Source organism: Stenotrophomonas sp., assembly GCF_032056425.1.
Taxonomy (GTDB): Bacteria; Pseudomonadota; Gammaproteobacteria; order Xanthomonadales; family Xanthomonadaceae; genus Stenotrophomonas.
Genome location: NZ_DAMBCN010000028.1, coordinates 39,848 through 62,946, shown reverse-complemented (window position 1 = coordinate 62,946; position 23,099 = coordinate 39,848). Strand labels below are relative to the sequence as shown.

General features: G+C 68.8%; 21 protein-coding genes. 13 read left to right on the top strand and 8 right to left on the bottom strand.

All coding sequences use genetic code 11. The features are described from left to right. Both RTY46_RS16695 and dtd read right to left on the bottom strand, forming a co-directional pair. Positions 1 to 1,258 (bottom strand): RNA polymerase sigma factor region1.1 domain-containing protein (locus RTY46_RS16695; protein WP_312709785.1); only part of this gene is annotated, 1,258 nt, incomplete at its 3' end. A gap of 90 nt (positions 1,259 to 1,348) precedes the next feature. Further along, entirely contained in the window at positions 1,349 to 1,789 is a 441-nt protein-coding gene (dtd, locus tag RTY46_RS16690; RefSeq protein WP_108757268.1) for a D-aminoacyl-tRNA deacylase, read from the bottom strand. 62 nt (positions 1,790 to 1,851) lie between these two features. Between dtd and RTY46_RS16685 the strand changes: the two genes are divergently transcribed. The 4 genes from RTY46_RS16685 (at position 1,852) to RTY46_RS16670 (ending at position 6,089) form a co-directional block, all read left to right on the top strand. Continuing rightward, positions 1,852 to 2,772, top strand: coding sequence for a lauroyl acyltransferase (locus RTY46_RS16685; RefSeq protein ID WP_312709784.1), 921 nt, complete (start codon positions 1,852 to 1,854; stop codon positions 2,770 to 2,772). A 62-nt stretch (positions 2,773 to 2,834) separates the two neighbouring features. Next, entirely contained in the window at positions 2,835 to 3,968 is a 1,134-nt protein-coding gene (ribA, locus tag RTY46_RS16680; protein ID WP_312709783.1) for a GTP cyclohydrolase II RibA, read from the top strand. Positions 3,969 to 4,044: 76 nt separating this feature from the next. Further along, positions 4,045 to 4,551, top strand: a complete 507-nt coding sequence (locus RTY46_RS16675; RefSeq protein WP_312709782.1) for a PH domain-containing protein — start codon at positions 4,045 to 4,047, stop codon at positions 4,549 to 4,551. Continuing rightward, a complete protein-coding gene (locus RTY46_RS16670; RefSeq protein ID WP_312709781.1) occupies positions 4,548 to 6,089 on the top strand; it encodes a PH domain-containing protein in 1,542 nt (513 codons plus the stop codon). The genes RTY46_RS16675 and RTY46_RS16670 overlap by 4 nt, the downstream gene beginning before the upstream one ends. A gap of 127 nt (positions 6,090 to 6,216) precedes the next feature. Here RTY46_RS16670 and RTY46_RS16665 read toward each other — a convergent pair whose 3' ends face one another. Continuing rightward, the gene (locus RTY46_RS16665; protein ID WP_312709779.1) at positions 6,217 to 7,275 is read right to left on the bottom strand and encodes a CDP-glycerol glycerophosphotransferase family protein; all 1,059 of its coding nucleotides are present in this window, start codon (positions 7,273 to 7,275) and stop codon (positions 6,217 to 6,219) included. Here RTY46_RS16665 and RTY46_RS16660 point away from each other — a divergent pair. Further along, complete coding sequence (locus RTY46_RS16660) at positions 7,274 to 8,080, top strand: glycosyltransferase family 2 protein (RefSeq protein ID WP_312709778.1); 807 nt, start codon at positions 7,274 to 7,276, stop codon at positions 8,078 to 8,080. The genes RTY46_RS16665 and RTY46_RS16660 overlap by 2 nt on opposite strands. 21 nt (positions 8,081 to 8,101) lie before the next feature. Here the strand turns inward: RTY46_RS16660 and RTY46_RS16655 are convergent, their stop codons facing one another. The 5 genes from RTY46_RS16655 to def all read right to left on the bottom strand — a co-directional run bounded on the left by RTY46_RS16655 (position 8,102) and on the right by def (position 14,137). Next, on the bottom strand, positions 8,102 to 9,277 hold the full coding sequence (locus tag RTY46_RS16655; RefSeq protein WP_312709788.1) for an O-antigen ligase: 1,176 nt from the start codon (positions 9,275 to 9,277) through the stop codon (positions 8,102 to 8,104). 232 nt (positions 9,278 to 9,509) lie between these two features. After that, positions 9,510 to 11,222 (bottom strand): glycosyltransferase family 39 protein, encoded by a 1,713-nt coding sequence (locus RTY46_RS16650; protein WP_312709776.1) that lies wholly within the window; start codon positions 11,220 to 11,222, stop codon positions 9,510 to 9,512. 22 nt (positions 11,223 to 11,244) lie between these two features. Then, a complete protein-coding gene (gene rsmB, locus RTY46_RS16645) occupies positions 11,245 to 12,576 on the bottom strand; it encodes a 16S rRNA (cytosine(967)-C(5))-methyltransferase RsmB (protein WP_312709774.1) in 1,332 nt (443 codons plus the stop codon). A gap of 3 nt (positions 12,577 to 12,579) precedes the next feature. Then, positions 12,580 to 13,503 (bottom strand): methionyl-tRNA formyltransferase, encoded by a 924-nt coding sequence (fmt, locus tag RTY46_RS16640; protein ID WP_312709772.1) that lies wholly within the window; start codon positions 13,501 to 13,503, stop codon positions 12,580 to 12,582. 121 nt (positions 13,504 to 13,624) lie between these two features. Continuing rightward, the gene (gene def, locus RTY46_RS16635) at positions 13,625 to 14,137 is read right to left on the bottom strand and encodes a peptide deformylase (RefSeq protein WP_312709771.1); all 513 of its coding nucleotides are present in this window, start codon (positions 14,135 to 14,137) and stop codon (positions 13,625 to 13,627) included. Positions 14,138 to 14,266: 129 nt separating this feature from the next. Between def and RTY46_RS16630 the strand changes: the two genes are divergently transcribed. From RTY46_RS16630 to RTY46_RS16595, 8 genes are all read left to right on the top strand, one after another. Continuing rightward, a complete protein-coding gene (locus RTY46_RS16630; RefSeq protein WP_312709769.1) occupies positions 14,267 to 15,394 on the top strand; it encodes a LysM peptidoglycan-binding domain-containing protein in 1,128 nt (375 codons plus the stop codon). An 89-nt stretch (positions 15,395 to 15,483) separates the two neighbouring features. Next, entirely contained in the window at positions 15,484 to 16,605 is a 1,122-nt protein-coding gene (dprA, locus tag RTY46_RS16625) for a DNA-processing protein DprA (RefSeq protein WP_312709767.1), read from the top strand. Between the two features lie 43 nt (positions 16,606 to 16,648). After that, positions 16,649 to 17,122, top strand: coding sequence for a DUF494 family protein (locus RTY46_RS16620; protein ID WP_312709766.1), 474 nt, complete (start codon positions 16,649 to 16,651; stop codon positions 17,120 to 17,122). Between the two features lie 40 nt (positions 17,123 to 17,162). Then, positions 17,163 to 17,915 carry a GYF domain-containing protein gene (locus tag RTY46_RS16615; protein WP_312709765.1) on the top strand — a complete coding sequence of 251 codons (753 nt, stop codon included), beginning with the start codon at positions 17,163 to 17,165 and terminating at the stop codon, positions 17,913 to 17,915. 47 nt (positions 17,916 to 17,962) lie between these two features. Then, positions 17,963 to 18,892 (top strand): RDD family protein, encoded by a 930-nt coding sequence (locus tag RTY46_RS16610; RefSeq protein ID WP_312709764.1) that lies wholly within the window; start codon positions 17,963 to 17,965, stop codon positions 18,890 to 18,892. A 215-nt stretch (positions 18,893 to 19,107) separates the two neighbouring features. Next, complete coding sequence (locus RTY46_RS16605; protein ID WP_312709763.1) at positions 19,108 to 21,567, top strand: DNA topoisomerase I; 2,460 nt, start codon at positions 19,108 to 19,110, stop codon at positions 21,565 to 21,567. A gap of 154 nt (positions 21,568 to 21,721) precedes the next feature. After that, complete coding sequence (locus RTY46_RS16600) at positions 21,722 to 22,282, top strand: Sua5/YciO/YrdC/YwlC family protein (protein WP_312709762.1); 561 nt, start codon at positions 21,722 to 21,724, stop codon at positions 22,280 to 22,282. A gap of 43 nt (positions 22,283 to 22,325) precedes the next feature. After that, positions 22,326 to 23,021 (top strand): DUF4124 domain-containing protein, encoded by a 696-nt coding sequence (locus tag RTY46_RS16595; protein WP_312709760.1) that lies wholly within the window; start codon positions 22,326 to 22,328, stop codon positions 23,019 to 23,021. The last annotated feature ends 78 nt before the right edge of the window (positions 23,022 to 23,099 follow it).

The following is a 23,099-nucleotide window of genomic DNA, read 5'->3' as shown; positions in this document are numbered from 1 at the left end:
CCGCCTTCATCAGGCCGATGTTGCCTTCCTGGATCAGGTCGAGGAACTGCAGGCCACGGTTGGTGTACTTCTTGGCAATGGAGATGACCAGGCGCAGGTTGGCCTCGACCATTTCCTTCTTGGCCTTGCGTGCCTTGGCTTCGCCGTAGGCCATGGCACGGCTGATTTCCTTCAGCTCTTCCAGGTCCAGCTGGGTCAGCTTCTCGATGTCGATCGTTGCCTGCTGTTCGGCAATGATCTGGTCCTTCACTTCACGCAGGGCCGAGGACCACTTCTGCTTGCGCTTCAGTGCGTCTTCCACCCATTCCAGGTTGGTCTGGTTGCCTTCCCAGGAACGGATGAAGTCCTTGCGCGGCATGCGGGCCGTGACGGTGGCCAGGTTCAGCACGCGGCGTTCGTGGCCCTTGATGCTGGCCATGGTGTCGCGCAGCTGCTTGGTCAGCACGTCGGTCAGCGGCAGCGGCAGCTTCAGGGTGACGAACACGGCCGACATTTCTTCGCGCAGGCGCGGCAGGTTCTTCTTGTCGTTCTTGCCGGCAGCCTTCTTGAAGGCATTGAAGGCATCGCTCAGCGCCTGCATGCGCGCAGCGACTTCTTCCGGGTCCGGACCGGTCGGTGCGGCTTCTTCATCGCCACCGTCGACATCATCGTCCTCGTCCTCGTCGCCATCGGCGTCAGCGTCGTCGCTGTCATCGGCGGCGGCGGCAGCCGGCGGCGCCGGCTCTTCGTCGGCCAGGTCGTTGAAGCCGACGATCACTTCGGCAAGGCGCTTCTTGCCTTCCTTGTGCGCTTCGTAATCGCTCAGCAGCGATTCGACCGACACCGGGAACTGGCCCAGCGCGGCCTGCACCTGCGAAAGGCCTTCCTCGATGCGCTTGGCGATGGCGATTTCGCCTTCGCGGGTCAGCAGCTCGACGGTGCCCATTTCGCGCATGTACATGCGCACCGGGTCGGTGGTGCGGCCACCTTCGGTGTCCAGCGCGCTCAGCGCTGCGGCGGCTTCTTCAGCCGCAGTGTCGTCGACCTCACGGTTGCCCGTGTTGCCGTCGTTCAGAAGCAGGGTTTCCACATCCGGCGCAACTTCATGGACATCAATGCCCATGCCGTTGATCATGCCGATGATGTCTTCGATCTGTTCCGGGTCGACCATGTCGTCCGGCAGATGGTCATTGACTTCGGCGTAGGTCAGGTAGCCCTGTTCCAGGCCCTTGCTGATCAGTTGCTTGATTTCGGATTGGGCAGGACGTTCGTTGGCCATGTAGTGCTCGCGCCACCGGCTAGGGAGAAATAGGGAACGTAGCATTATACCAGCCCGGGGCCCGGCCTGCCGGGCGGTGGTCCCGGCGGCCTAGGGCCTGAGGAGGAAGGTCACGGGACCGTCATTGACCAGGCTGACGACCATATGGGCACCAAATCGGCCCGTTTCCACCCCCGGGGCATGATTTTCACGGCAGATATCGACAAATCGATTGAACCCGCGTTCAGCCTCGTCCGGCGGGGCGGCGCTGGTGAAGCTGGGCCGCATGCCCGAACGGGTGTCCGCGGCCAGGGTGAACTGGCTGACCAGCAGCAGGCCGCCGCCGGTGTCGCGCAGCGATCGGTTCATGCGCCCGGCCTCATCTGCGAATACACGGTAGCCAAGCAGGCGTTCGGCCATGCGCTGCAGCTGCGCCTCGGTGTCGCCCGGTTCCATGCCCACCAGGGCCAGCAGGCCCGGGCCGATCTGCCCCACCGCTTCGCCCTCTACGTGGACGGCGGCCTGGCTGACGCGCTGGATCAGGACGAGCATGCGGGGGCTTCCTTTGAACACGGCCGGCCACGATAGCAGCGCCCTTGGCTAAACTGGGGGCGATGAATCCGCAACGCAAAGCCCGGCTGGTCTACCGCGCCACCACCCTGTTCGCCCGCTTGCCCTGGCCGCTGCTACGGGGGTTCGCGCACGCCCTGGCCTGGGCGTGGATCCGCCTGGACGCCCGCGAAAGCCGGGTGACCCGCCGCAACCTGGAATTGGCCTACCCGGAACTGGACGCGACCACCCGCACCGCTCTGCATCGCCAGGTGCTGCGCTCGACCGCGCTGCAGGCCATTGAAACCCTGCGCCTGTGGAGCCAGAGCCCGGCCGACAACCTGCGGCTGCACCTGAAGGAGCGCCACGGCCAGACCCTGTACGACGCCGCCCTGGCCAGCGGCAAGGGCGTGATCGTGGCCGCCCCGCACTTCGGCAACTGGGAGCTGTTGAACCAGTGGCTGGCCTCGCGCGGGCAGATCGCCATCGTCTACAAGCCACCGGAAGACGAAGCCGGCGATGCCTTCCTGCAGCTGGTGCGCGGCGGCCAGAACGTGCAGCAGGTGCGCGCCGAAGGCCCGGCGGTGCGCCAGTTGTTCAAGGTGCTGAAGGACGGCGGCGCTACCGGCATCCTGCCCGACCAGCAGCCCAAGGCCGGCGACGGCGTGTTCGTGCCGTTCTTCGGCGTGCAGGCGCTGACCATGACCCTGGTCAACCGGCTGGCCGAGCGCACCGGCGCCACCGTGCTGTACGGCTGGTGCGAACGCATCGGTCCGGACATGGAATTCGCCCTGCACATCGAACCGACCGACCCGGCCGTGGCCGACCCGGACCCACAGGTGGCCGTGGCCGCGCTCAATGCCGGCATTGAACGCATTGCCCGGCGCGACCCGGCGCAGTACCAGTGGACCTACAAGCGCTACACGCTGCGGCCGCCGGGCAGCGGCGAAGACGACCCCTACGCCACCGAGAAGCACCCGCACTGACGGCGGGACGCCAGCGATCGCGCTATGTTGAATACGACGCCGGCGCCCCCATAGAGACTGCGATGTCCGCCTCCCCCGGTCCTGCCATGCCTGCTTCTTCCCTGTTCGGCGACCCTGCCGCGATCCGCTGCGAACGCGCGGTGGCCGAACTGCGTGCCGGTCGCCCGGTCCTGCTGCACGATGGCCAGGGCCAGCGCCTGGCGGTGATCGCGCTGGACAGCGCCACCGCCAGCAGCTTCGCCGCCTTCGCCAACGCCGCGCAGCAACGCCATTACCTGTTCCTTACCGCCACCCGCGCCCGCGTGCTGGGCGTGGACGCCGCGCACGGCGCGCGCCTGCCGCTGGCCGGAATCGCCTTCGATGCGCTGCCGTCGCTGGGCTACCTGCGCGAGCCGGGCCCGATGCCGGAGGGCTGGAGCGCTGGCGATGCCTTCGACGCTGGAGCGGTGGAACTGGCCCGCCTGGGCCTGCTGCTGCCGGCCATGGTGGCGGTGCGCCTGGCGGACGACGACCGTACCTTCGACGGCGCCGCCGAAGTGGCCCTGTGCGATCTGGCCGAAGGCGCTGCCCATGCCGCTCACGATTACGAACTGGTGGCGCGTTCGCCGGTGCCGCTGCGCGATGTGGGCATGACCACCTTCGCCGTGTTCCGCGGTGGCGTGGCCCAGCGCGACCAGGTGGCGATCATCGTCGGCGAGCCAGACCTGTCGGCCGTGGTGCCGGTGCGCGTGCATTCCTCGTGCCTGACCGGCGACCTGTTCGGTTCGCTCAAGTGTGATTGTGGCGACCAGCTGCGGCGCGGCCTGCGCAAGCTGAAGGAACTGGGTGGCGGCGTGCTGCTGTACCTGGACCAGGAAGGCCGCGGCACCGGCATCGCCGCCAAGATGCGCGCCTATGGCTACCAGCACGACGGCCTGGACACCATCGACGCCGATGCACAGCTTGGCTTCGGTGCCGACGAGCGCCGCTACGGCAGCGCGGTGGCCATGCTGCACGGCCTGGGCATCACCCGCGTGGCCCTGCTCAGCAACAACCCCACCAAGGCGCAGCGCCTGCGCAATGCCGGCATTGAAGTGCTGGACTGCATTCCGGTCACTGGCGAGATCACCGCCGAGAACGAGCAGTACCTGCGCACCAAGGCCGACCGCGCCGGCCACCTGCTGGACGTGGATGCGTTGATCCAGGCCGCCCAGTAACGCGGCCGATTTGCTACCGTCAGCGCGGTGCGGCTGCGGCCGCCATCGCCCGCCCTGCTGCCCGACGGATGCCTGCGTGACCGACCTGCCGATTGCCGACCCTGCGCCGCCCCTGGACCACTGGCAGCCGCTGCCTGCGCGCGCGGCCGCATTGGCCGCGCTGGAAGGCGCATTCGGCGGTCTGTTCATTCCCGGCGCCCCGTTGGCCGCCGCCTGCTGGTTCTTCGACGCGCCCGGTGGGCTGTGGGGTGCCGGTGCGGCCTTGCTGGTCGGTGTGCTGTTCGGCGCGTGGATCGGCCACCGCCGCACCCGTCGCACGCGCTGGCGTTTGGACGCGCAGGGACTGGGCCTGCGTCGCGACCTGATGTGGCAGCTGGAAACACGGGTGCCGGTGTCACGCGTGCAGCATCTGGATCTGCGCCGCGGGCCGCTGGAGCGCCGCGCCGGCCTGGCCACGCTGATCGTGCATACCGCGGGCACGCGCATGAGCGCGGTCACCGTGAACGGTCTGGACCAGGCCGATGCAGAACGCCTGCGCGACACCCTGGCCCACCAGCTGGACCAGGACGCCGACGCCCTGTGAGCCAGCCGCCGCCCCTGCCTGCAGCGCTGCCCACCGGCGGCCAGGACCAGCGCCTGCACCCCTGGTCGTGGCTGTTCGTGCTGCTGATGCAGCTGCGCCATTACTTCCTGCCGCTGGTCGCGCTGCTGGTGTTCGGCCAGCGCGGCGACCGCGACCCGATGTGGGCGCAGCTGATTCCGCTGGGCGCCATCGTCGCGCTGGTGCTGGTGTCGGTGCTGCAGTACCTCAGCTACCGCTACCAGATCGGCGCCGATGCGATCACCGTGCGCAGCGGCCTGCTCGCGCGCAACCGGCGCGAAATTCCCTTCGCCCGCATCCACAACGTGGAAGTGCGGCAGAACCCGCTGCACCGCCTGTTCGGCGTGGCCGAACTGCGCCTGGAATCGGCCGGCGGCGTACGCCCGGAAGCGGAAATGCGCGTGCTGCGGCTGGACCAGGCGCTGGCGCTGGAACAACTGGTGCGCCAGCGCGGCCAGGCGCCACAGGCCGTGGCCGACGATCAACCGCAGGCGGTCGCACCGGACGATGCGCAGGACCACGTGCTGCTGCGCCTGTCCAGCTGGGACGTGCTGCGCATGGGGCTGCTGTCCAACCGCGGCTGGGCGCTGGCGGTGGCCGCCTTCGGCCTGCTGTTCCAGACCGTGCCACGGCCGGTGATGGACGATGCGATCCAGCGCGGCGGCCGCCAGGCCTTCGGCTTCGTCAGCCACCTGCACCCCGGCACCACCGGTGCGTTGCTGCTGGCCGCCAGCGTGCTGCTGCTGGGCTGGCTGGCGCTGCGCGTGCTGTCGGTGGCGCTGACCCTGCTGCGCTACCACGGCTTCACCCTGAGCGAGCGCGAGCGCCGCCTGACCGTGGCCACCGGCCTGCTCAGCCGCACCCGCAGCAGCGTGGCGCGGCGCCGCATCCAGGCCTGGACCCTGCGCGAAAGCACCCTGCACCGCTGGTTCGGGCTGCGCCAGCTGCGCATCGACAGCGCCGCCGGTGGGCCCTCGCGCGACGATGACCGCGCGCTGCGCGAACTGGCGCCGCTGGCGCCGGCGGCAACCTGCGACGGGCTGGTGCAGCACCTCTTGCCGCAGCTGCACTGGCCACCGCCGCAGTGGCAGCCGGTACGCCAGCGCGGTTGGTGGCGGCTGGCGCTGGGCAGCCTGCTGCTGGTGCCGCTGCTGGCCGCTGCAGCGTACTGGCGCTGGGGCACGTTCGGGCTGGCCGTGCTGGCCTGGCTGCCGATCGCCCTGCTGGCCGCGCACCGGCAGATGGCGCGCATGGGCTGGTACCTGGACGACCACTTCGTGGCCGTGCGCGGCGGCTGGTGGAAGCGCTGGTGGCGCTGGGCCGAACTGGACAAGGTGCAGGCCCTGCGCCTGCACCGCACGCCATTGGACAAGCTGCTGGGCACCGCCAGCCTGCAGCTGGATACCGCCGGCGCACACGGCGATGTGGCGCTGACCCTGCGCTACCTGCCGCAGGACCGCGCGCAGCAGGTGATGGAACAGCTGGCCCAGGCGCTGGCCCGGCGCAAGCTGCGCTGGTGACACGGGGTCGGATCCCTTTCCGCAGGAAAGGGCTCTGACCCCAGACACACACCATCCACGCATGGCGTGGATCTACTGGCGGGCGCGTGGCAACCCAACGATCGACGCTACCCGATCGCCCCCCCCCTCAGCGCTGCGCCGGGCCCCAGTAGCCCAGATCCTTGCGGATCTGCAGATCGCGCAGCCAGGTACCGAAGGGCTTGCGCCGCAGCGCGCCCATCTCGCCGGCCAGGAAATCTTCGGTGGCGGCGATCACCCGCTCGCTGGAACGGCCATCGCGGTACGGGTGGATGGCATCGGCATAGCGCACGATCTCCGCCGTCAGTGCCGCATCGGGGTGCAGCGCGCGCTGCAGCATCGCCGGCAGTTGTTCGGCGGCATCGAAGTCGATCATGTGCGGCTTCGGCACCCGGTTGCGGAAGGTCACCACCGGCTTGTGCTGCACGATGAACTCCGAAACGATCGACGAAGTGTCCGACACCAGCACGTCGGCCGCACGCTGCGCGGCCATCACCTGCTCGGGTTCGATGAAGCGCGCATTGGCACCGGCCAGCGCGCGGTAGCGCTCGAACAGCTCCGGCGGGCACTTGGGGTGCAGGGTCAGCAGCCAGTAGCGATCCCCTGCGACGATGTCTGCCGCGATCTGCGCGTGCAGGTGCGGGGCCGCACTCAGGCGCTCGGTGAAAGTGGAACCGAACAGCACCACCGGGCGGCCCGCAGCGGGCGCGCGCAGCGCCGCGCTTTCACCGCCATCGTCGCGGAACAGCGGATCCAGCTTCGGCCAGCCGGTCTCGGCCACCGCGAAATGGCCCTGCTGGTCGGCAATCTGCCGGAACGGTGCGGTGGTGGCCGGGCCCTGGGTGCAGTACAGATCGAACATGCCGCGCACCCGGAAGTGGCCGCGCGCACTGTCGCGCTTTTCCACGTTGAAGCCATGGAACAGCTGCACCTTGGCCCCGGACAGGAAGGTCGGCACCCAGTTTGCCGCGCTGAACACCGCGCGCGGGCGCAGTGCCAGGGCCTGCTTCAGACCCACCGTGGGCACCCCGGGAAGCTGGCTGCCCGCGGCGCCGCCTTCGAACCAGGCACTGACCTGCTGGCCCGAGGCGTGCAACGCCTGCGCCAACGGGGCGAGAATAGGCAGCGCATAGCGCTCCGTCGCAAACAACAGGTACCCGGCCATCATGTCCTCCACGACCGCTCCCATCGAACGGCCTCGCATCTCAGCGTGCATTATCGCGTTCAACGAGGCCGGGCGCATCGGCGACTGCCTGGCCTCGCTGGCCTTCTGTGATGAGATCGTGGTGGTGGACTCCTATTCGACCGATGCCACCGTGGCCATCGCCGAGGCCGCCGGGGCCCGCGTGCTGCAGCGGCCGTTCGACGGCTTCCGCAGCCAGAAGGCGTTCTGCGTGGCGCAGGCGCAGCACGATTGGGTGCTGTGCCTGGACGCCGACGAGCGGATCAGCCCGGAACTGCGCGCGGCCATCGAGGCCGCCCGCGACGGCGGCTTCAGCGGCCACACCGGCTACCGCTTCGCGCGCCTGTCCGAGTATTTCGGCAAGTTCCTGCGCCATGGCAATGCCTACCCCGACCGCGTGCTGCGCCTGTTCGACCGGCGCCACGGCGGTTGGCGCGGCAAGCGCGAGATCCATGAAGCGGCCAGCGTGGACGGCAGCGTCGGCACCCTGCGCGGCGATCTCATCCACTACCCGTACCGGTCCTTGCAGCAGCAGCTGGCCAAGACCGAGAAGTACGCGCGGATGATGGCCGAGCATGAGTTCGCGCGTGGCAAGCGCGCCACCCTGGGCAAGCTGGTGCTGGCACCGGCCTGGCGGTTCTGGCGCGGCTTCGTGTTCCGCGGCGGCTTCCGCGATGGCTGGCATGGCCTGGTCTACGCCTATGTGCGCGCCAATTACGTGCGGCAGAAGACCATCATGCTGTGGATGCTGGGCAACGGCCAAGCCGTGGCCGACCCACCGGCCGATTGACACGCCGGGCGTGGCCCGGCGCTACCGTCCAATGGCCGCCCGGTGGCGCGCGCCTTCCACCATGGAAAGACCGGCCAGCAGGCCGACGATGGTCACGTAGAAGCTGGCCGTCATCTGGTGGGCGAACATCGACTGGGTCAGGCCGCACAGCACGTAGGCGACCACGATCATGATGCCGGCCGCCGCCGGCCCGCGGAACGTGGCGCGGCCACTGCGCCGGTGCAGGCGCACGAACACCCACAGCGGCACGCCGTACACCGCCAGCAGCAGCAACAGGCCCGGCAGCCCCTGGGTCGCGCTCCATTCGGCCAGATCGTTGTGGGCATGGCCCAGGTGGCAGCGCAGTTCGGCCGGGTCGGCACGGCACACCGGCAAACGCTGCATGGCCGTATCGAACTGGCCGATGCCCACCCCGGTGAACGGATGGTCCTTGAACGCCTCCCAGGCCACCTGCAGGCGTTCGACGCGGGCACCGGCCGAAGAATCGGCATCGCCCTGCTCCAGGCGCTGCACATCGCTGTGCAGCTCGGTCAGGCGCAGCTGATGGCGCAGTTCGGGCACCGACAGCATCAGCGTGGCCCCCAGCGCCAGCATCACCCCCAGCACCGACAGGCGTGCCGCACCGGTGCGCCAGCGCAGGCTGAGCGCCAGCACCACCAGCAATGCCAGCAGGGCGGCGAACACGCCGCGGCTGCCGGTCAGCACAATGGTGCCGCAGCCGGCCGCCATGCCCACGATCACCAGCGACCAGCGCCGGGACGGGCGGCAGAACACCAGCAGCACCATCAGCATGGCCACGATGTCGGCCAGCACGATCGCATTGGTGGACAGTTCGGCACGTGGCGCGCCCTGCAGCACCTGCACCAGCGCCAGCACGAACGTACCCAGCAGCCCCGCCAGTGCCCCGCGCCACAGCCAGCGCATATCCGGCCTCAGGGCGCAGACCCACAGCACCAGCCACGGGATGACCAGGAAGCGCGAGCGGTTGTCGACGTCGCGCAGGCCCTGCTGGAACAGCAGGATCGAGCACACGCCCAGCACCACCACGGCCAGCATCAGCACGGTCAGCTGCTTCAGCGTGGAACGCTCCATGCGCCGGGCCCGCCACAGCAGTTCCGGGGCCAGCAAGGTGCTGATGAGCAGCAGCACGGCATAGCCCAGCAGGTTGCTGGGCATGGTCAACACCAGCGCCGGCATGCAGAACAGGCCGATCTGGGCCAGCCAATGGGCCACGCCGTGGCGTCCCACGGTGGGGGCGGCCAGCACGGTGCCGGCCCGCGCGTCCTGGTTGTCCGGTGAAGCTGCCACGTTCAGAGCGATCACTGCGTTCCTGCTGAAATTACCGAAGAGTGGCCAGGCCACTCCCGCCCTTACCTTTTACTGTGTTTCCGGCCCCGTGGGCAGTCTGGACAAACCAGACTGCGAACACTTACTCATCATCCTGCTGTTGTCGTTCACGTTCCCGCTCGGCGGCATTGGCCACGCAGCGACCCTGCACGGCCGTGGCCGGCACCAACCACCAACGGCGGCGGTTGGCGATACCGGCCAGTTCGGCCTGGCCGCGGTCGATGCAGGGCAACAGGGCGTCTTCCAGCACCAGCAGCCAACGCCGCTCCGGCGCCAACTGCTGCCAGCGCACGCCGGCCACCAGCTGTTCATCCCAGTGCACCTTGAAGCCAAACGTCGCCGCCGGGCGGTCGGCCATCAGCAGGTTCTGTTCCTTCCACGCCACCAGCCCCAGTTCGGCCTGCGGACCGATGCGCTTGCCGGCGGCCTGCATCAGGCCCCGCGCCGAGCTGGAATCGTTCAACAGCGGATAGCCCACCAGGCTGTACAGCACCCAGACCACCGTGAGCGTGGACACCAGCGCCACGTGCCAGCGGCGGCGGCCGAACACCAGCAGGCTGGCCACCGCCCAGCCGCCCATGGCCAGTGCGGCCCAGGCCAACTGGTTCATGACCCCCGGCGCCATGCCGCGCGCCTGCTGCAGGCGCACCTCGAAGCTGGGCTGGCCCAGCAGCGCGGCCAGGCCACCGCCCAGGGTGACCACGGCCAGCAGCAGGGTGAACGCCCCCAGCAGCCACTGCACATCGCGCCGGCGCAGCAGGCCCGGCAGCAGCGGTGCCAGCGCCAGGCAGAACATCGGCAGCGACGGCAGGATGTAGACGTCGCGCTTGCCATTGGGAATGGAGAAGAACAGCACGATCAGCGCCCACCAGCCCAGCAGCAGCAGATAGCGTGCATCACGCCGCTGCAGGCGCCGGCGCCACGCCGGAATGGCCCACGGCACAACCAGGAACGCCGGAATCCACATCGACGGCATGGTGCCCAGGAAATACCACCATGGTTGGTGGTGGTCCCAGGACTGCGCATAGCGCTTGGCCGTCTGCCGGAACAGGATGTCGTTCATGTACGCGTGGTACTCGCCCGACTTCGTCGCCAGCGCGGTCAGCACCATCGGCAGCAGCCACAGCGCCACCGCCAGCAGGAACGCCAGCGGCGCCAGCCAGAACCGCACATCACGCACGTGCAGGCGCACCCGCGGCCAGTGCAGCGCCGAGGCGATGGCGGCCGGCACGATCATCAGCAGGGCGATCACGCCCACGCCCTTGGTGATCACCCCGATGCCGGCGAAGAACCAGCCCAGCCACCACCAGCGCCACGCCGGGCCCAGCAGCAGGTGGCGCAGCAGACCGTAATTGGCCAAGGTGATGAACAGCACCACCAGCGGGTCGATCTGCGCCTTCTTCGACTGGAAGGTGAACTGCAGCGCGAACAGCAGCGCCCAGCCCGCGTAAAGGCCCACGCGCCGGGTCCACAGGCGGCGGCCCAGGTCCACCACGCACCACAGCGTGCCCAGCGCGGCAATCAGCGAGGGCAGCAGGAAGGCGACCCGCCAGTTGCCGATCACGCTGTAGAGCGTGGCCTGCCACCACATCAGCATGGGCGGCTTGTCTGAATACAGCTCCAGGCCCCGGTGCGGGAACAGCCAGTCGCCGCTCTCCACCATCTGCTTGGCCACCAGGGCAAAGCGGGGTTCGTCCGAGGGCCACGGGTCACGCAGGCCCAGGCCGGCGCCCAGCACCAGCAGGGCCATCACTACGAACAGCCACGTCTCGCGTGATGCGCGGGTTTTCAGCATGGGAACTCGGCGATTGAAGAGGTCAGGCTGTTTTTAGCAGACGCGCGTAGAAAAATCCGTCAGCATCATCGCTGCCGGGCAGGCGCTGGCGGGCGATGCCCTCACAATCCAGCCCGAAAGCGTCACCCAGCGGCGCAGCCTGCGCGTCCGGATGCCACTTCAGGAAGGCCCGCACCTGGTCCACATTCTCGGCCCGCAGGATCGAGCAGGTGGCGTACAGCAGCACGCCACCGGGGCGCAGCATCGACCAGCAGGCTTCCAGCAGGCGGGCCTGCACCCCTACCAGCGCCTCGATGTCCTCGGCCCGGCGGTGGAACATCACGTCCGGCTGGCGGCGGATCACACCGGTGGCCGAGCACGGGGCATCCAGCAGGATGGCGTCGAACGGGACGCCGTCCCACCAGGCCGCCGTGTCGCTGGCGTCGGCCACCTGGGTCTGTGCGCCCTCGCCCACCCCGGTGCGGGCGTAGGTATCGCGCGCGCGCGCCAGGCGTCGGGCGTCAATGTCCAGCGCCAGCAGGCGCAGGCTGGGGTCGCGTTCCAGCAGGTGGGCCGACTTGCCGCCCGGCGCCGCACAGGCATCGAGCACGCGTGCGCCCGGCGGCGGCGCCAGCGCGTCGGCAGCGCATTGCGCCGAAAGGTCCTGCACCGACAGCGCGCCGTCGGCAAACCCCGGCAACTGGTTCACCGGCACCGGTACCGACAGGCGCAGGGCATCGGCACAGACCAGGCTGGGCTCGGCGGCAATGCCGGCCTCGGCCAGCGCCGCCAGCGCCTTGTCACGCCCGCCCTGCTGCCGGTTCGCACGCAGCCACAACGGCGCCGGTTGCAGGCTGGCCTCGAAGATGGCGCCAGCCTGGGCCGGCCAATCGCGTTCGACGGCCTGCGCCAACCATTCCGGGAAGGCATCGCGGGCGGGCTGCGGCGGGAACCCTTCACGCTGGGCGCGGCGCAGGATGGCATTGACCAGCCCGGCCTGGCGCTCGCGGCCCAGCGCGCGCGCGGCATCCACCGTGGCCGACAGCGCGGCATGGGACGGCAATTCCAGCACATCCAGCTGGGCAAAACCCACCATCAGCAGCGTGCGCAGGTCGGCATCACGCGCCGACAGCGGCTTCTGCATCCAGCCCTGCAGGGCGGCGTCGTAGGTACTGCGCCGGCGCAGCACGGCAAAGCACAGGGCTTCCAGCAGGGCGCGGTCGCGGGTGTCGGCCAGCTTGGGCAGCGCCCATGCCAGCTCGGCCTTCAGCGAACGGCCGCGGGTGAATACCTGGGCCAGCACGCGCGCGGCCAGCATGCGGGTGGCCGCGCCCGGAGCGGCCTTGGCCACCGAAAAATCGTTCTGCTTGCCCACCGCTTACCCCCCTGCGCGCAGATCGCGGCGCGCGTTGAGGTAATCGGCGGCGGTGATCGCCTTGCCGCCCTCGCGCTGCAGCACGCGCAGGCGCAACGCGCCCTGGCCGCAAGCGATGTCGATGCCCTCGCGGCCGGCCACCAGCACCGTGCCGGGGGGCTGGCCATGGGCCAGATCCAGCGCCACCGCGCCATGGATGCGCACGCGCTCGCCCGCCAGTGTGGCCTCGGCGATCGGCCAAGGATTGAAGGCGCGCACGGTACGCGCCAGCACGTCGGCCGGCTGCGCCCAGTCCAGCTTCGCCTCGGCCTTGTCCAGCTTGTGGGCGTAGGTCACGCCCTGTTCCGGCTGCGGCCGCGCCACCGGCTTGATGCCCGCACGCAGCAGGCCCAGCCCGTCGGACAGCACCTGCGCGCCCAGTTCGGCCAGCTTGTCATGCAGTTGGCCGCCGGTATCGGTGGCGGCAATCGGCAGTTCCTGGTGCAGCAGCACCGGGCCGGTGTCCAGGCCCGCTTCCATCTGCATAAGGCACACGCCGGTGCTGGCATCGCCGGCCTGGATGGCGCGCTGGATCGGCGCGGCGCCACGCCAGCGCGGCAGCAGCGAGGCATGCACGTTCCAGCAGCCGTGGGTCGGAATGGTCAGCACCGCCTTGGGCAGGATCAGGCCATAGGCCACCACGACCATCAGGTCCGGCTGCAGATCGCGCAGCTGCTGCTGGGCCGCTGCATCCTTCAGGGTTTCCGGCTGGTGGACGGGAATGCCTCGGGCCACGGCTTCCAGCTTCACCGGCGACGGTGCCAGGCCACGGCCGCGGCCGGCCGGGCGGTCCGGCTGGGTGTAGACCGCCACCACTTCATGGTGGCGGGCAGCGGCGCGCAGCGACGACACCGCGAATTCCGGCGTACCGGCAAAGACAATCCTCATGGCGACCCCACTTGCAGGATGATTTCATGCAGAAAAAAGAACGGCGCCATGGTCAGGCGCCGTGCAGCCCGCGCGCTGGGCGCAGGCGCGGACCGGCGCAGGGGCCGGCCCGGCGTGGCGATCACGCCACGTGCTTGCGTTGCTTGGCCAGCTTCTTGCGCACCATCTCGCGCTTCAGCGGCGACAGATAGTCGATGAACAGCTTGCCGTCCAGGTGATCCATCTCGTGCTGCACGCAGACCGCCAGCAGGCCGTCGGTGGTCAGCTCCTGCGGCTGGCCCTGGCGGTCCAGGAACTTCACGGTGATGGTGTCGGCACGGGTGACGTCGGCGAAGATGCCCGGCACCGACAGGCAGCCTTCCTGGTACACCTGGCCCCCATCCTTGGCGACGATTTCCGGGTTGATGAACACCCGCGGTTCGTTCTTCTCTTCGCTCACGTCGATGACCATGAAGCGCTTGTGCACGTCCACCTGGCTGGCGGCCAGGCCGATGCCAGGGGCTTCGTACATGGTCTGGAACATGTTGTCGATCAGTTCCTGGAAGGCCGGCGTAGTGACCTCGGTGGCCTCGATCAGGGCCGCCTTGGTGCGCAGGCGCGGGTCGGGGAACTCAAGAATGGGGAGCAGAGCCATGGCAGTTTCCGGGTAGGGGGCCGGGGCAACGCCGGCATACGTCGCAGATTCTATCTGCAACGCTTGCCTTGCGCCCCGGTTTCTGGACTATAGTGCGCCAACCTGTTGGGGAATCAGGGCTTCGCACCTATGTTGCTTCGTTTTCGTACGGTCCTCGCCGCGGCGATGCTGACCGTGGCTGCCTATGCTACCGCCGTTGAAGTGAATGGCGGGCACCCGGACACCTATGTGGTCCGCAAAGGGGACACGCTGTGGGACATTGCAGGGAAATTCCTGCAGAAACCCTGGCTGTGGCCCGAAATCTGGCAAGCCAATCCGCAGATCGCCAATCCGCACCTGATCTACCCGGGTGACGTGCTCAGCCTGGCCTATCTGGACCGCGTGACGGCCACGCCCGGCCCGCGCCAGGAAGCCCCCGTGACCGGCGTGCCACTGGCCCAGGTCGAGCCGTTCCTGAAGCAGCTGAGCGTGGTGGACAGCATCGACGGCCTGCCCTACGTGGTCGGTCTGGAAGACAACCGCCTGCGCGCCACCGGTGGCCAGACCGCCTATGTGCGCCTGGCCGACGCCCAGCCGGGCCAGCGCTGGGCCGTGGTCCGCCCGACCGTGCGCTATGCCCAGCCAAAGCCCACCGAGGACCTGAACGCCAATGGCGACGTGACCCCGGGCAGCGGCAACCTGTGGAAAGCCTTCAACGCGCCCAACCACCGCCGCGGCGTGCTGGGCTATGAACTGGCGCAGGTCGGCCTGGGCACCATCACCCAGGTATCCGGCGAAAAGACCGAAGCCTCCACCCTGGTACTGGACAACAACGCCAACGGCCGCGAAGTGCGTGCCGGCGACCGCCTGGTGCCGGTGGCAGCGCAGCCGTACGACCTGCAGTTCTTCCCGCACGTGCCGGCGGCCAGCGTGGAAGGCGTGGACGTGCGCGTACTGGCGGTCACCGACATGTTCGATGCCGGCGGCCCGCGCGATGTCATCGCCATTTCTGCCGGCAAGGCACAGGGCGTGGACAACGGCACGGTGTTCTCGCTGTGGCGCCAGGGCAGCCATGTGGCCCATCGCATGAAGTACCCGAACTCGTCGCGCATGGACGATTCGCACAGCACCGGCGCCGGCCGGGTCACCCTGCCGGACGAGTACGCCGCCCATGCCATGGTGTTCCGCACCTTCGACAACGTCAGTTATGCCCTGGTGATGCAGGGCGTGAAGCCGGTGAAGGTGGGCTACAGCGCGCTGCACCCTGACGCGAAGTAGGGGCGGGCCGGGCACGCCCGGCATCCCCTGACACGCACATGCGACGGCGCCCTAGGGCGCCGTTGCCGTGTGTGGCCGATAGTCGGCGGATGGACGAAACCCTCGCCTTGTTGACCCTGGTGCTGGCCGAAGGGCCGCTGGCACCGCGCCGCGCCCTGCTGCACGGTGCCGGCACCGCACAAGCGGCGCTGGCCCTGGGCGTGGCTGGCTGGCGCGCGCACGGCTGCACGCCTGCGCAATGCGCGGCACTGCATTGCCCGGATGCCCGCGCGCTGACCACCGCCCGGCAGTGGCTGGACGCGCCGGGCCGCCACCTGCTGGCCTGCACCGACCCGGCCCTGCCGCCGCTGTTGCAGGACCTGCCCCACCCGCCACTGGCCCTGTTCGTGGCCGGCGATCCCAGCCTGGCCTGGCGACCATCGGTGGCCGTGGTCGGCAGCCGCTCGCCCACGCCCGGCGGCCGGGCGCTGGCCGCACGGTTTGCCACCTGCTTCGCCGATGCCGGGCTGGCCGTCGGCAGCGGGCTGGCGGCCGGCATCGACGCGGCCGCCCATACCGCCGCCCTAGAGGCGGCCGGCTGTACCGTAGCGGTGATCGCCACCGGGCCGGACCGCGCCTATCCACCCGGCAATGCTCGGTTGCAGGCGCGCATCGCCGCCGAAGGTGCGGTGCTGAGCGAGTACCCACCGGGCACGCCGGCCCGCCCCGGCCAGTTCCCGGCGCGCAACCGGCTGGTGGCAGGGCTGGCGCTGGCCACCGTGGTCGTGGAGGCCGCGCAGCGCTCGGGCGCGCTGATCACCGCGCGGCTGGCGGCCGAGGCTGGGCGCGAGGTCTGCGCGGTGCCGGGTTCGGTGCTGAACCCGCGCGCGGCCGGCTGCCACCGGTTGATCCGCGATGGCGCCGCCCTGGTCGAGCGCCCCGAAGAGGTACTGGAACTGCTGGCCCCGGCCCTGCGCCAGCACCTGCCGGGCTTGCAAAGCCGGCTGGCGGCCCCCACTGAACAGGCAGTCTCGACGGCTCTGCCGGCCCACTGGGCCGGTGACCGCAACTACCAGACCTTGTGGCGCGCACTGGACCACGACCCAATCAGTATGGATTCATTGATCACGCGCTGTGGATTGACGGCGCCGGAGGTGTCCTCCATGCTGCTGGCCATGGAACTGGCGGGAATCGTGGTGTGCGTACACGGCCGCTACTGTCGAACTCCCTAGTTTCTTCACCTCCACAGCGTCGCCCGACGCAGGCCGAGGGGCAATGAAAGAGAGCATCCTGGACGTACTGCTGTACCTGTTTGAACACTATTTCAGCGAAGATGCTGACCTGATCCGTGATCGCGACTCGCTGCAGAATGGCCTGATACAGGCCGGTTTCAGCCCCACCGAGATCAACAAGGCGTTCGACTGGCTCGACGCGTTGGCCGCCCAGCGGCCCAGCGTTTCGCAGGCCCGGGTCGATGGCCCCGTGCGCATCTACCACGGCCCCGAGCTGGACAAGCTGGACGTGGAATGCCGCGGTTTCCTGCTGTATCTGGAGCAGCACGGCATCCTGGATGCCGACCAGCGCGAGCTGGTGCTGGACCGTGCCATGGCCCTGGACCAGGACGAACTGGACCTGGATGACCTGAAATGGGTGGTGCTGATGGTGCTGTTCAACCAGCCCGGCGCCGAGGCGGCCTACGCCTGGATGGAAACCCAGATGTTCGTGGACGAGCCAGAACCCCTGCACTGACCGTACACTTGGGGGCCGTGCGCATTCAGGAGCGTCCCCCGTGAGTGAGTGGTTCCATGCAGAAGGCAATCGCCAGCAAGGCCCGTTGCCTGCGGAACAGTTGATCGCGCTGTTCCGCAGCAACCAGATCAACCTGGACACCCTGGTGTGGCGTGACGGCTTGCCGCAATGGCAGCCGCTGCGCAGCGTGGTTGATGAGCTGGGGCTGATCGTGCCGGCGATGGATGCACCTGCATCCGTCGAACCACCTCCGCCTCCTCCGCCGGCGCCGCCGGAGGTTCCGCTGCCGCCCACCCTGCCGCCGGCCACGCCGTATGCGGCGGCCCCGGCCGCCGCCGCACCGGTCCCGAAGAAGGGGCTTTCCGGGTGCGCCATCACCGCCATCATCGGCGGTGGGCTGCTGCTGATCCTGATTCCCATCTGCGCCATCCTGGCCGCGATCGCGCTGCCGGCCTACAACGACTACACGCTCAAGGCCAAGGTGGCTGGTGCGATCACCGCGCTGCAGCCGCTGAAGGACCAGGTGCAGCACTTCGCCGACGACGAGGGCCGCTGCCCAGGCGCCAACGATGCCGGCTTCCCGGGCGCCGGGGATTTCGCCGCGCACGGGTTGTCGGCCGTGCATATCGGCCGCTTCAACAACGGCCACTGCGGCATTGAAGCCACGCTGTCGGTACCGGGCAAGACCCTCGATGGCGACCTGCTGTGGCAGGAATACGACCGCGACAGCGGCCGCTGGGAATGCAGCGGGGAAAGCGACGACAAGTACCTGCCCGTCGCTTGCCGCGGCTGAGCGGCACAGGCCTTCACAACCAAGGACGACCCAACAGGGGACATGCAATGACCGAGTGGTACTACGCAGAAGGACAGCAGCGGCAGGGGCCGCTGCCGGTGGCCGAGATCCGCCAGCGCTTCCAGCGCGGCCAGCTGACCCTGGACACGCTGGTCTGGCGCGAAGGCATGGGCCAATGGGCCGCCCTGCGCCAGGTGGTGGATGAGCTGGGCCTGCAGACCCTGGCCGATGCCAGTGCGTCCAGCGCCAGTGGCGGCTTCGACCTGCGCCGCGACTACGCCGCCATCGACAACGGCACCGCGGCGCTGCCCGGCACCGGCGCGATCAGCAGTTCGCCCTATGCCGCTCCTGGCACGTCCAGCGGCGCCTACAGCCAGGCCGTACAGGGCGGCGAAGTGGTCTATGCCGGCTTCTGGAAGCGCTTCGCTGCCTACCTGATCGATTACTTCGTGCTGCTGATTCCCAGCTGGATCATCGGCGCCATCCTGGGCGTGGGCATTGGCGCAGGCCTGGGTGCGACCGGCACCGCCGGCACCGCCGCCGAAGTGACCGCGCAGATCATCAGTGGCTTGTCCGGCCTGGTCATCGCCCTGCTGTACTACGGCTTTTTCCACGCCTCGCGCGGCGGCGCCACCCTGGGCAAGATGGCCATCGGCATCAAAGTGGTGCGTGGCAACGGCGAGCGCCTGACACTGGGCCGCAGTATCGGCCGCTATTTCGCCACCATCCTCAGCAGCCTGACCCTGCTGATCGGCTATCTGATGGCCGCCTTCACCGACCGCAAGCAGGCCCTGCACGACCTGATCTGCGACACCGTGGTGGTGGACCGCTGGGCCTTCACCGATCAGCCGCAGATGCAGCGCCACGAGCTGGGCACGGTGACCATCGTGGTGCTGGTGATCGGCGGCGTGCTGATGCTGGCGGGCTTCGCGTTGATGATTTTCGCCATTGGCATGATCGCCAAGATGGCCGGCTGACCGGCCCTGCCCGGGCGGCCTTCCGGCAGCGGTCATCACGCCGCGCTGCTTGACACCGGCCGCCCGGACATGATTCCTCTAATAAGGAAACCTGAACGCCCGGCACACTACCGGGCGTTCAGTTTATGGAATTTCCCGTGGCCGCTTCACTAATGCGGCCGTTTGCTCCACCCTAGCGGCCCCTTCCCCCGGTCCGCCCACAGACCTTTCCCGACATGCCCAAGCACCTGCTCATCGTCGAATCGCCGGCCAAGGCCAAGACGATCAACAAATACCTCGGCAAGGATTACACCGTCCTGGCCTCGTATGGGCATGTGCGCGACCTGATCCCGAAGGAAGGCGCGGTCGACCCGGACAACGGGTTTGCCATGCACTACGACGTGATCGACAAGAACGAGAAGCATGTCGATGCCATCGCCAAGGCCGCCAAGGGCGCCGATGACATCCTGCTGGCGACCGACCCGGATCGCGAGGGTGAGGCGATCAGCTGGCACATCGCCGAGATCCTGAAGGAACGCGGGCTGGTCAAGGACAAGCCGATGCAGCGCGTGGTGTTCACCGAGATCACCCCGCGCGCCATCAAGGAAGCGATCAACCAGCCGCGCGCCATCGCCAGTGACCTGGTGGACGCGCAGCAGGCGCGCCGCGCGCTGGATTACCTGGTCGGCTTCAACCTGTCGCCAGTGCTGTGGCGCAAGGTGCAGCGTGGCCTGTCCGCCGGCCGCGTGCAGAGCCCGGCGCTGCGCATGATCGTCGAGCGCGAGGAGGAGATCGAAGCCTTCATCGCCCGCGAATACTGGTCCATCGGCGCCGAATGCGCGCACCCGTCGCAGCACTTCAACGCCAAGCTGATCAAGCTGGACGGGCAGAAGTTCGAACAGTTCACCGTGACCGACGGCGATACCGCCGAGGCCGCCCGCCTGCGCATCCAGCAGGCCGCGCAGGGCTCGCTGCACGTGACCGACGTGGCCAGCAAGGAGCGCAAGCGCCGCCCGGCCCCGCCGTTCACCACCTCCACCCTGCAGCAGGAAGCCTCGCGCAAGCTGGGCTTCACCACCCGCAAGACCATGCAGGTGGCGCAGAAGCTGTATGAAGGCGTGGCGATCGGCGACGAAGGCACCGTCGGCCTCATTTCCTATATGCGTACCGACTCGGTGAACCTGTCGCAGGATGCGCTGGCCGAAATCCGCGACGTGATTGCCCGTGATTACGGCATCGCCTCGCTGCCCGACCAGCCCAACACCTACCAGACCAAGTCGAAGAACGCCCAGGAAGCGCACGAAGCGGTGCGCCCGACCTCGGCCCTGCGCACGCCTGCGCAGGTGTCGCGCTTCCTGACCGACGACGAGCGCAGGCTGTACGAGCTGATCTGGAAGCGTGCAGTGGCCTGCCAGATGATTCCGGCCACGCTCAACACCGTCAGTGTCGATCTGTCCGCCGGCAGCGAACACGTGTTCCGCGCCAGCGGCACCACCGTGGTGGTGCCCGGCTTCCTGGCCGTGTACGAAGAAGGCAAGGACAACAAGAGCGCCGAGGACGAGGACGAAGGCCGCAAGCTGCCGGCGATGAAGCCGGGCGACCGCATTCCGCTGGAACGCATCCTGGCCGAACAGCACTTCACCCAGCCGCCGCCGCGCTACACCGAAGCGGCACTGGTGAAGGCGCTGGAAGAGTATGGCATCGGCCGTCCCTCGACCTACGCCTCGATCATCCAGACCCTGCTGTTCCGCAAGTACGTGGAAATGGAAGGTCGCAGCTTCCGCCCGTCCGACGTCGGCCGTGCGGTGTCCAAGTTCCTGTCCAGCCACTTCACCCAGTACGTGGACTACGACTTCACCGCAAAGCTTGAGGACGAGCTCGACGCCGTCTCGCGCGGCGAAGAAGAGTGGATCCCGCTGATGGCCCGCTTCTGGGAGCCGTTCAAGGAACTGGTGGAAGACAAGAAGGAATCGGTCGACCGCGCCGAAGCCAGTGGCGCGCGCGAGCTCGGTACCGACCCCAAGACCGGCAAGCCGGTCAGCGTGCGCCTGGGCCGTTTCGGGCCCTACGCCGCCATCGGCAGCACCGCCGAAGATGCCGAGGAAAAGCCCAAGTTCGCCTCGCTGCGCCCCGGCCAGTCGATGCACACCATTTCCCTGGAAGACGCGCTGGAACTGTTCCTGATGCCGCGCGCGCTGGGCGAGGACAACGGCGAACCGGTCAGCGTCGGCATCGGCCGCTTCGGACCGTTCGCCAAGCGTGGCAGCACCTATGCCTCGCTGAAGAAGGAAGACGACCCGTACACCATCGACCTGGCCCGCGCCGTGTTCCTGATCGAAGAGAAGGAAGAGATCGCGCGCAACCGGATCATCAAGGAGTTCGAGGGCAGCGACATCCAGGTGCTGAACGGCCGCTTCGGCCCGTATATCAGCGACGGCAAGATGAACGGCAAGATCCCCAAGGATCGCGAGCCGGCATCGCTGACCCTGGCCGAGGTGCAGCAGCTGATGGAAGAAACCGGCAAGCCCGTGCGCAAGGGCTTCGGCGCCAAGAAGGCGGCCGCGAAGAAGGCCCCGGCCAAGAAGGCGGCGGTGAAGAAGGAAGCCGCACCGAAGAAGGCCGCTGCCAAGAAGGCCCCGGCGAAGAAGGCGGCCAAGAAAGCCACCAAGAAAGCAGTGAAAAAAGCCGCAAAGTAGATCCACGCCATGCGTGGATGCTCTGCCACGCCATGCGTGGATGATGTAGCTGGATGTGCGGACCACCGGTCCGCACCCACCTGAGGTGGCAGGTTCCACCCCGTCTGCACGCTGCGGGGGGATAATGAATCCCCACATCGGGCTGGCCTTCCCCATGAAAGAACTCACCCTCGATACTGCTGTAGCCACGCTGCGCGCGGGCGGCGTGATCGCCTACCCGACCGAAGCAGTCTGGGGGCTGGGTTGCGATCCTTCGCACGAGGCGGCGGTGCACATGGTGCTGCGCCTGAAGCAGCGCCCGATCGAGAAAGGCATGATCCTGGTCGCCGCCGACCTTGCCCAGCTGCAGGGCTGGGTGCGGCTGGACGCCCTGCCCGACGCACGGCAGCGCGCAGTGCTGGCCAGCTGGCCCGGCGCCAACACGTGGATCCTGCCGGCCGGGGCGCGTGCCCAGCCGTGGATCACCGGTGAACACAGTGGCATTGCCGTGCGCATCAGTGCGCACCCGCTGGTGGCCGCGCTGTGCCAGGCCTGGGGTGGCCCGCTGGTGTCCACCAGCGCCAATCTGGCCGGCGAACCGCCCGCGCGTACCCGCCAGGAGCTGGACCCGCGCCTGCTGCGCCTGCTGGACGGCGTGCTGGACGGCGAGACCGGCGGGCTGGCCCAGCCCACCCCGATCCGGGACGCACTCAGTGGCAATGTGCTGCGGTCCTGAGCCGATGATTGCAGCGGCGCCCGGCTTGGCGCACGCTGCGCGCATGTACCTGCTGCAACCCGCCCTGTGTCTGGCCCTGCTGCTGCCGCTGAGCGCGCTGGCGGCCGACGACGTGCGCGTCTATCGCTGCGTGGGCAGCAACGGCGCGGTCGCCCTGCAGGACAAGCCGTGCAGCAGCGGCCGTCAGGAAGTGCGCGACATGCAGCGCCCCAAGGACCCGCCCGCGCGCGTGGTCAGCACCGAGGCCACGCCGCAGGAGCGTACCGATACCCCCACCCTGCGTGAGCGTGAAGTCCGCCATGTTTACGTGCAGCCGCCGCAGCCGATGTACGAATGCGTGGCCGAGGATGGCAGCCGCTATACCAGCGACAGCAACGAAGGGAACCCGCGCTGGGTGACGGTGTGGGGCAACGTCTGGTATCCGCGCGGCCGGCCCGGCCCCGGCTACAGCCCGCCCCCGGGGCCGCGCCCCGCCGCCGGCAACAGCATCGGCCCGCCGATCGGCGGCACCGTGCCCGACCGGCGCCCGCCACCGGTCGGCTTCAGCCTGCCGGCCGGCAACGTGCTGGTGCGCGATACCTGCACGCCGTTGCCAGCGCAGGAGGTCTGTTCACGCCTGCGTGATCGGCGCTGGGAGCTGGACCGCCGTTACAACAGCGCGCTGCAGAGCGAACGCACGGCCATCACCACCGAACAGCGCGGCATTGACGCGCGGCTGGGCCGCGATTGCGGCGGCTGAAACGCCCCGCGCCGTTGCCATGCGGCCAACCAAGGTTGGCCACTACCGGGGGAGTCTGCTTTGGTAGCTGCCCACCTT

What these genes read in the sequence shown, in the direction of transcription:
- def (WP_312709771.1), bottom strand. Translation starts at nt 14,137, where the DNA reads ATGGCTCTGCTCCCCATTCTTGAGTTCCCCGACCCGCGCCTGCGCACC.
- RTY46_RS16655 (WP_312709788.1), bottom strand. Translation starts at nt 9,277, where the DNA reads ATGCCGGCGCTGGTGTTGACCATGCCCAGCAACCTGCTGGGCTATGCC.
- RTY46_RS16630 (WP_312709769.1), top strand. Translation starts at nt 14,267, where the DNA reads ATGTTGCTTCGTTTTCGTACGGTCCTCGCCGCGGCGATGCTGACCGTG.
- RTY46_RS16605 (WP_312709763.1), top strand. Translation starts at nt 19,108, where the DNA reads ATGCCCAAGCACCTGCTCATCGTCGAATCGCCGGCCAAGGCCAAGACG.
- RTY46_RS16685 (WP_312709784.1), top strand. Translation starts at nt 1,852, where the DNA reads ATGAATCCGCAACGCAAAGCCCGGCTGGTCTACCGCGCCACCACCCTG.
- RTY46_RS16650 (WP_312709776.1), bottom strand. Translation starts at nt 11,222, where the DNA reads ATGCTGAAAACCCGCGCATCACGCGAGACGTGGCTGTTCGTAGTGATG.
- RTY46_RS16665 (WP_312709779.1), bottom strand. Translation starts at nt 7,275, where the DNA reads ATGATGGCCGGGTACCTGTTGTTTGCGACGGAGCGCTATGCGCTGCCT.
- RTY46_RS16660 (WP_312709778.1), top strand. Translation starts at nt 7,274, where the DNA reads ATGTCCTCCACGACCGCTCCCATCGAACGGCCTCGCATCTCAGCGTGC.
- RTY46_RS16600 (WP_312709762.1), top strand. Translation starts at nt 21,722, where the DNA reads ATGAAAGAACTCACCCTCGATACTGCTGTAGCCACGCTGCGCGCGGGC.
- ribA (WP_312709783.1), top strand. Translation starts at nt 2,835, where the DNA reads ATGTCCGCCTCCCCCGGTCCTGCCATGCCTGCTTCTTCCCTGTTCGGC.
- RTY46_RS16610 (WP_312709764.1), top strand. Translation starts at nt 17,963, where the DNA reads ATGACCGAGTGGTACTACGCAGAAGGACAGCAGCGGCAGGGGCCGCTG.
- dtd (WP_108757268.1), bottom strand. Translation starts at nt 1,789, where the DNA reads ATGCTCGTCCTGATCCAGCGCGTCAGCCAGGCCGCCGTCCACGTAGAG.
- dprA (WP_312709767.1), top strand. Translation starts at nt 15,484, where the DNA reads ATGGACGAAACCCTCGCCTTGTTGACCCTGGTGCTGGCCGAAGGGCCG.
- RTY46_RS16620 (WP_312709766.1), top strand. Translation starts at nt 16,649, where the DNA reads ATGAAAGAGAGCATCCTGGACGTACTGCTGTACCTGTTTGAACACTAT.
- fmt (WP_312709772.1), bottom strand. Translation starts at nt 13,503, where the DNA reads ATGAGGATTGTCTTTGCCGGTACGCCGGAATTCGCGGTGTCGTCGCTG.
- RTY46_RS16595 (WP_312709760.1), top strand. Translation starts at nt 22,326, where the DNA reads ATGTACCTGCTGCAACCCGCCCTGTGTCTGGCCCTGCTGCTGCCGCTG.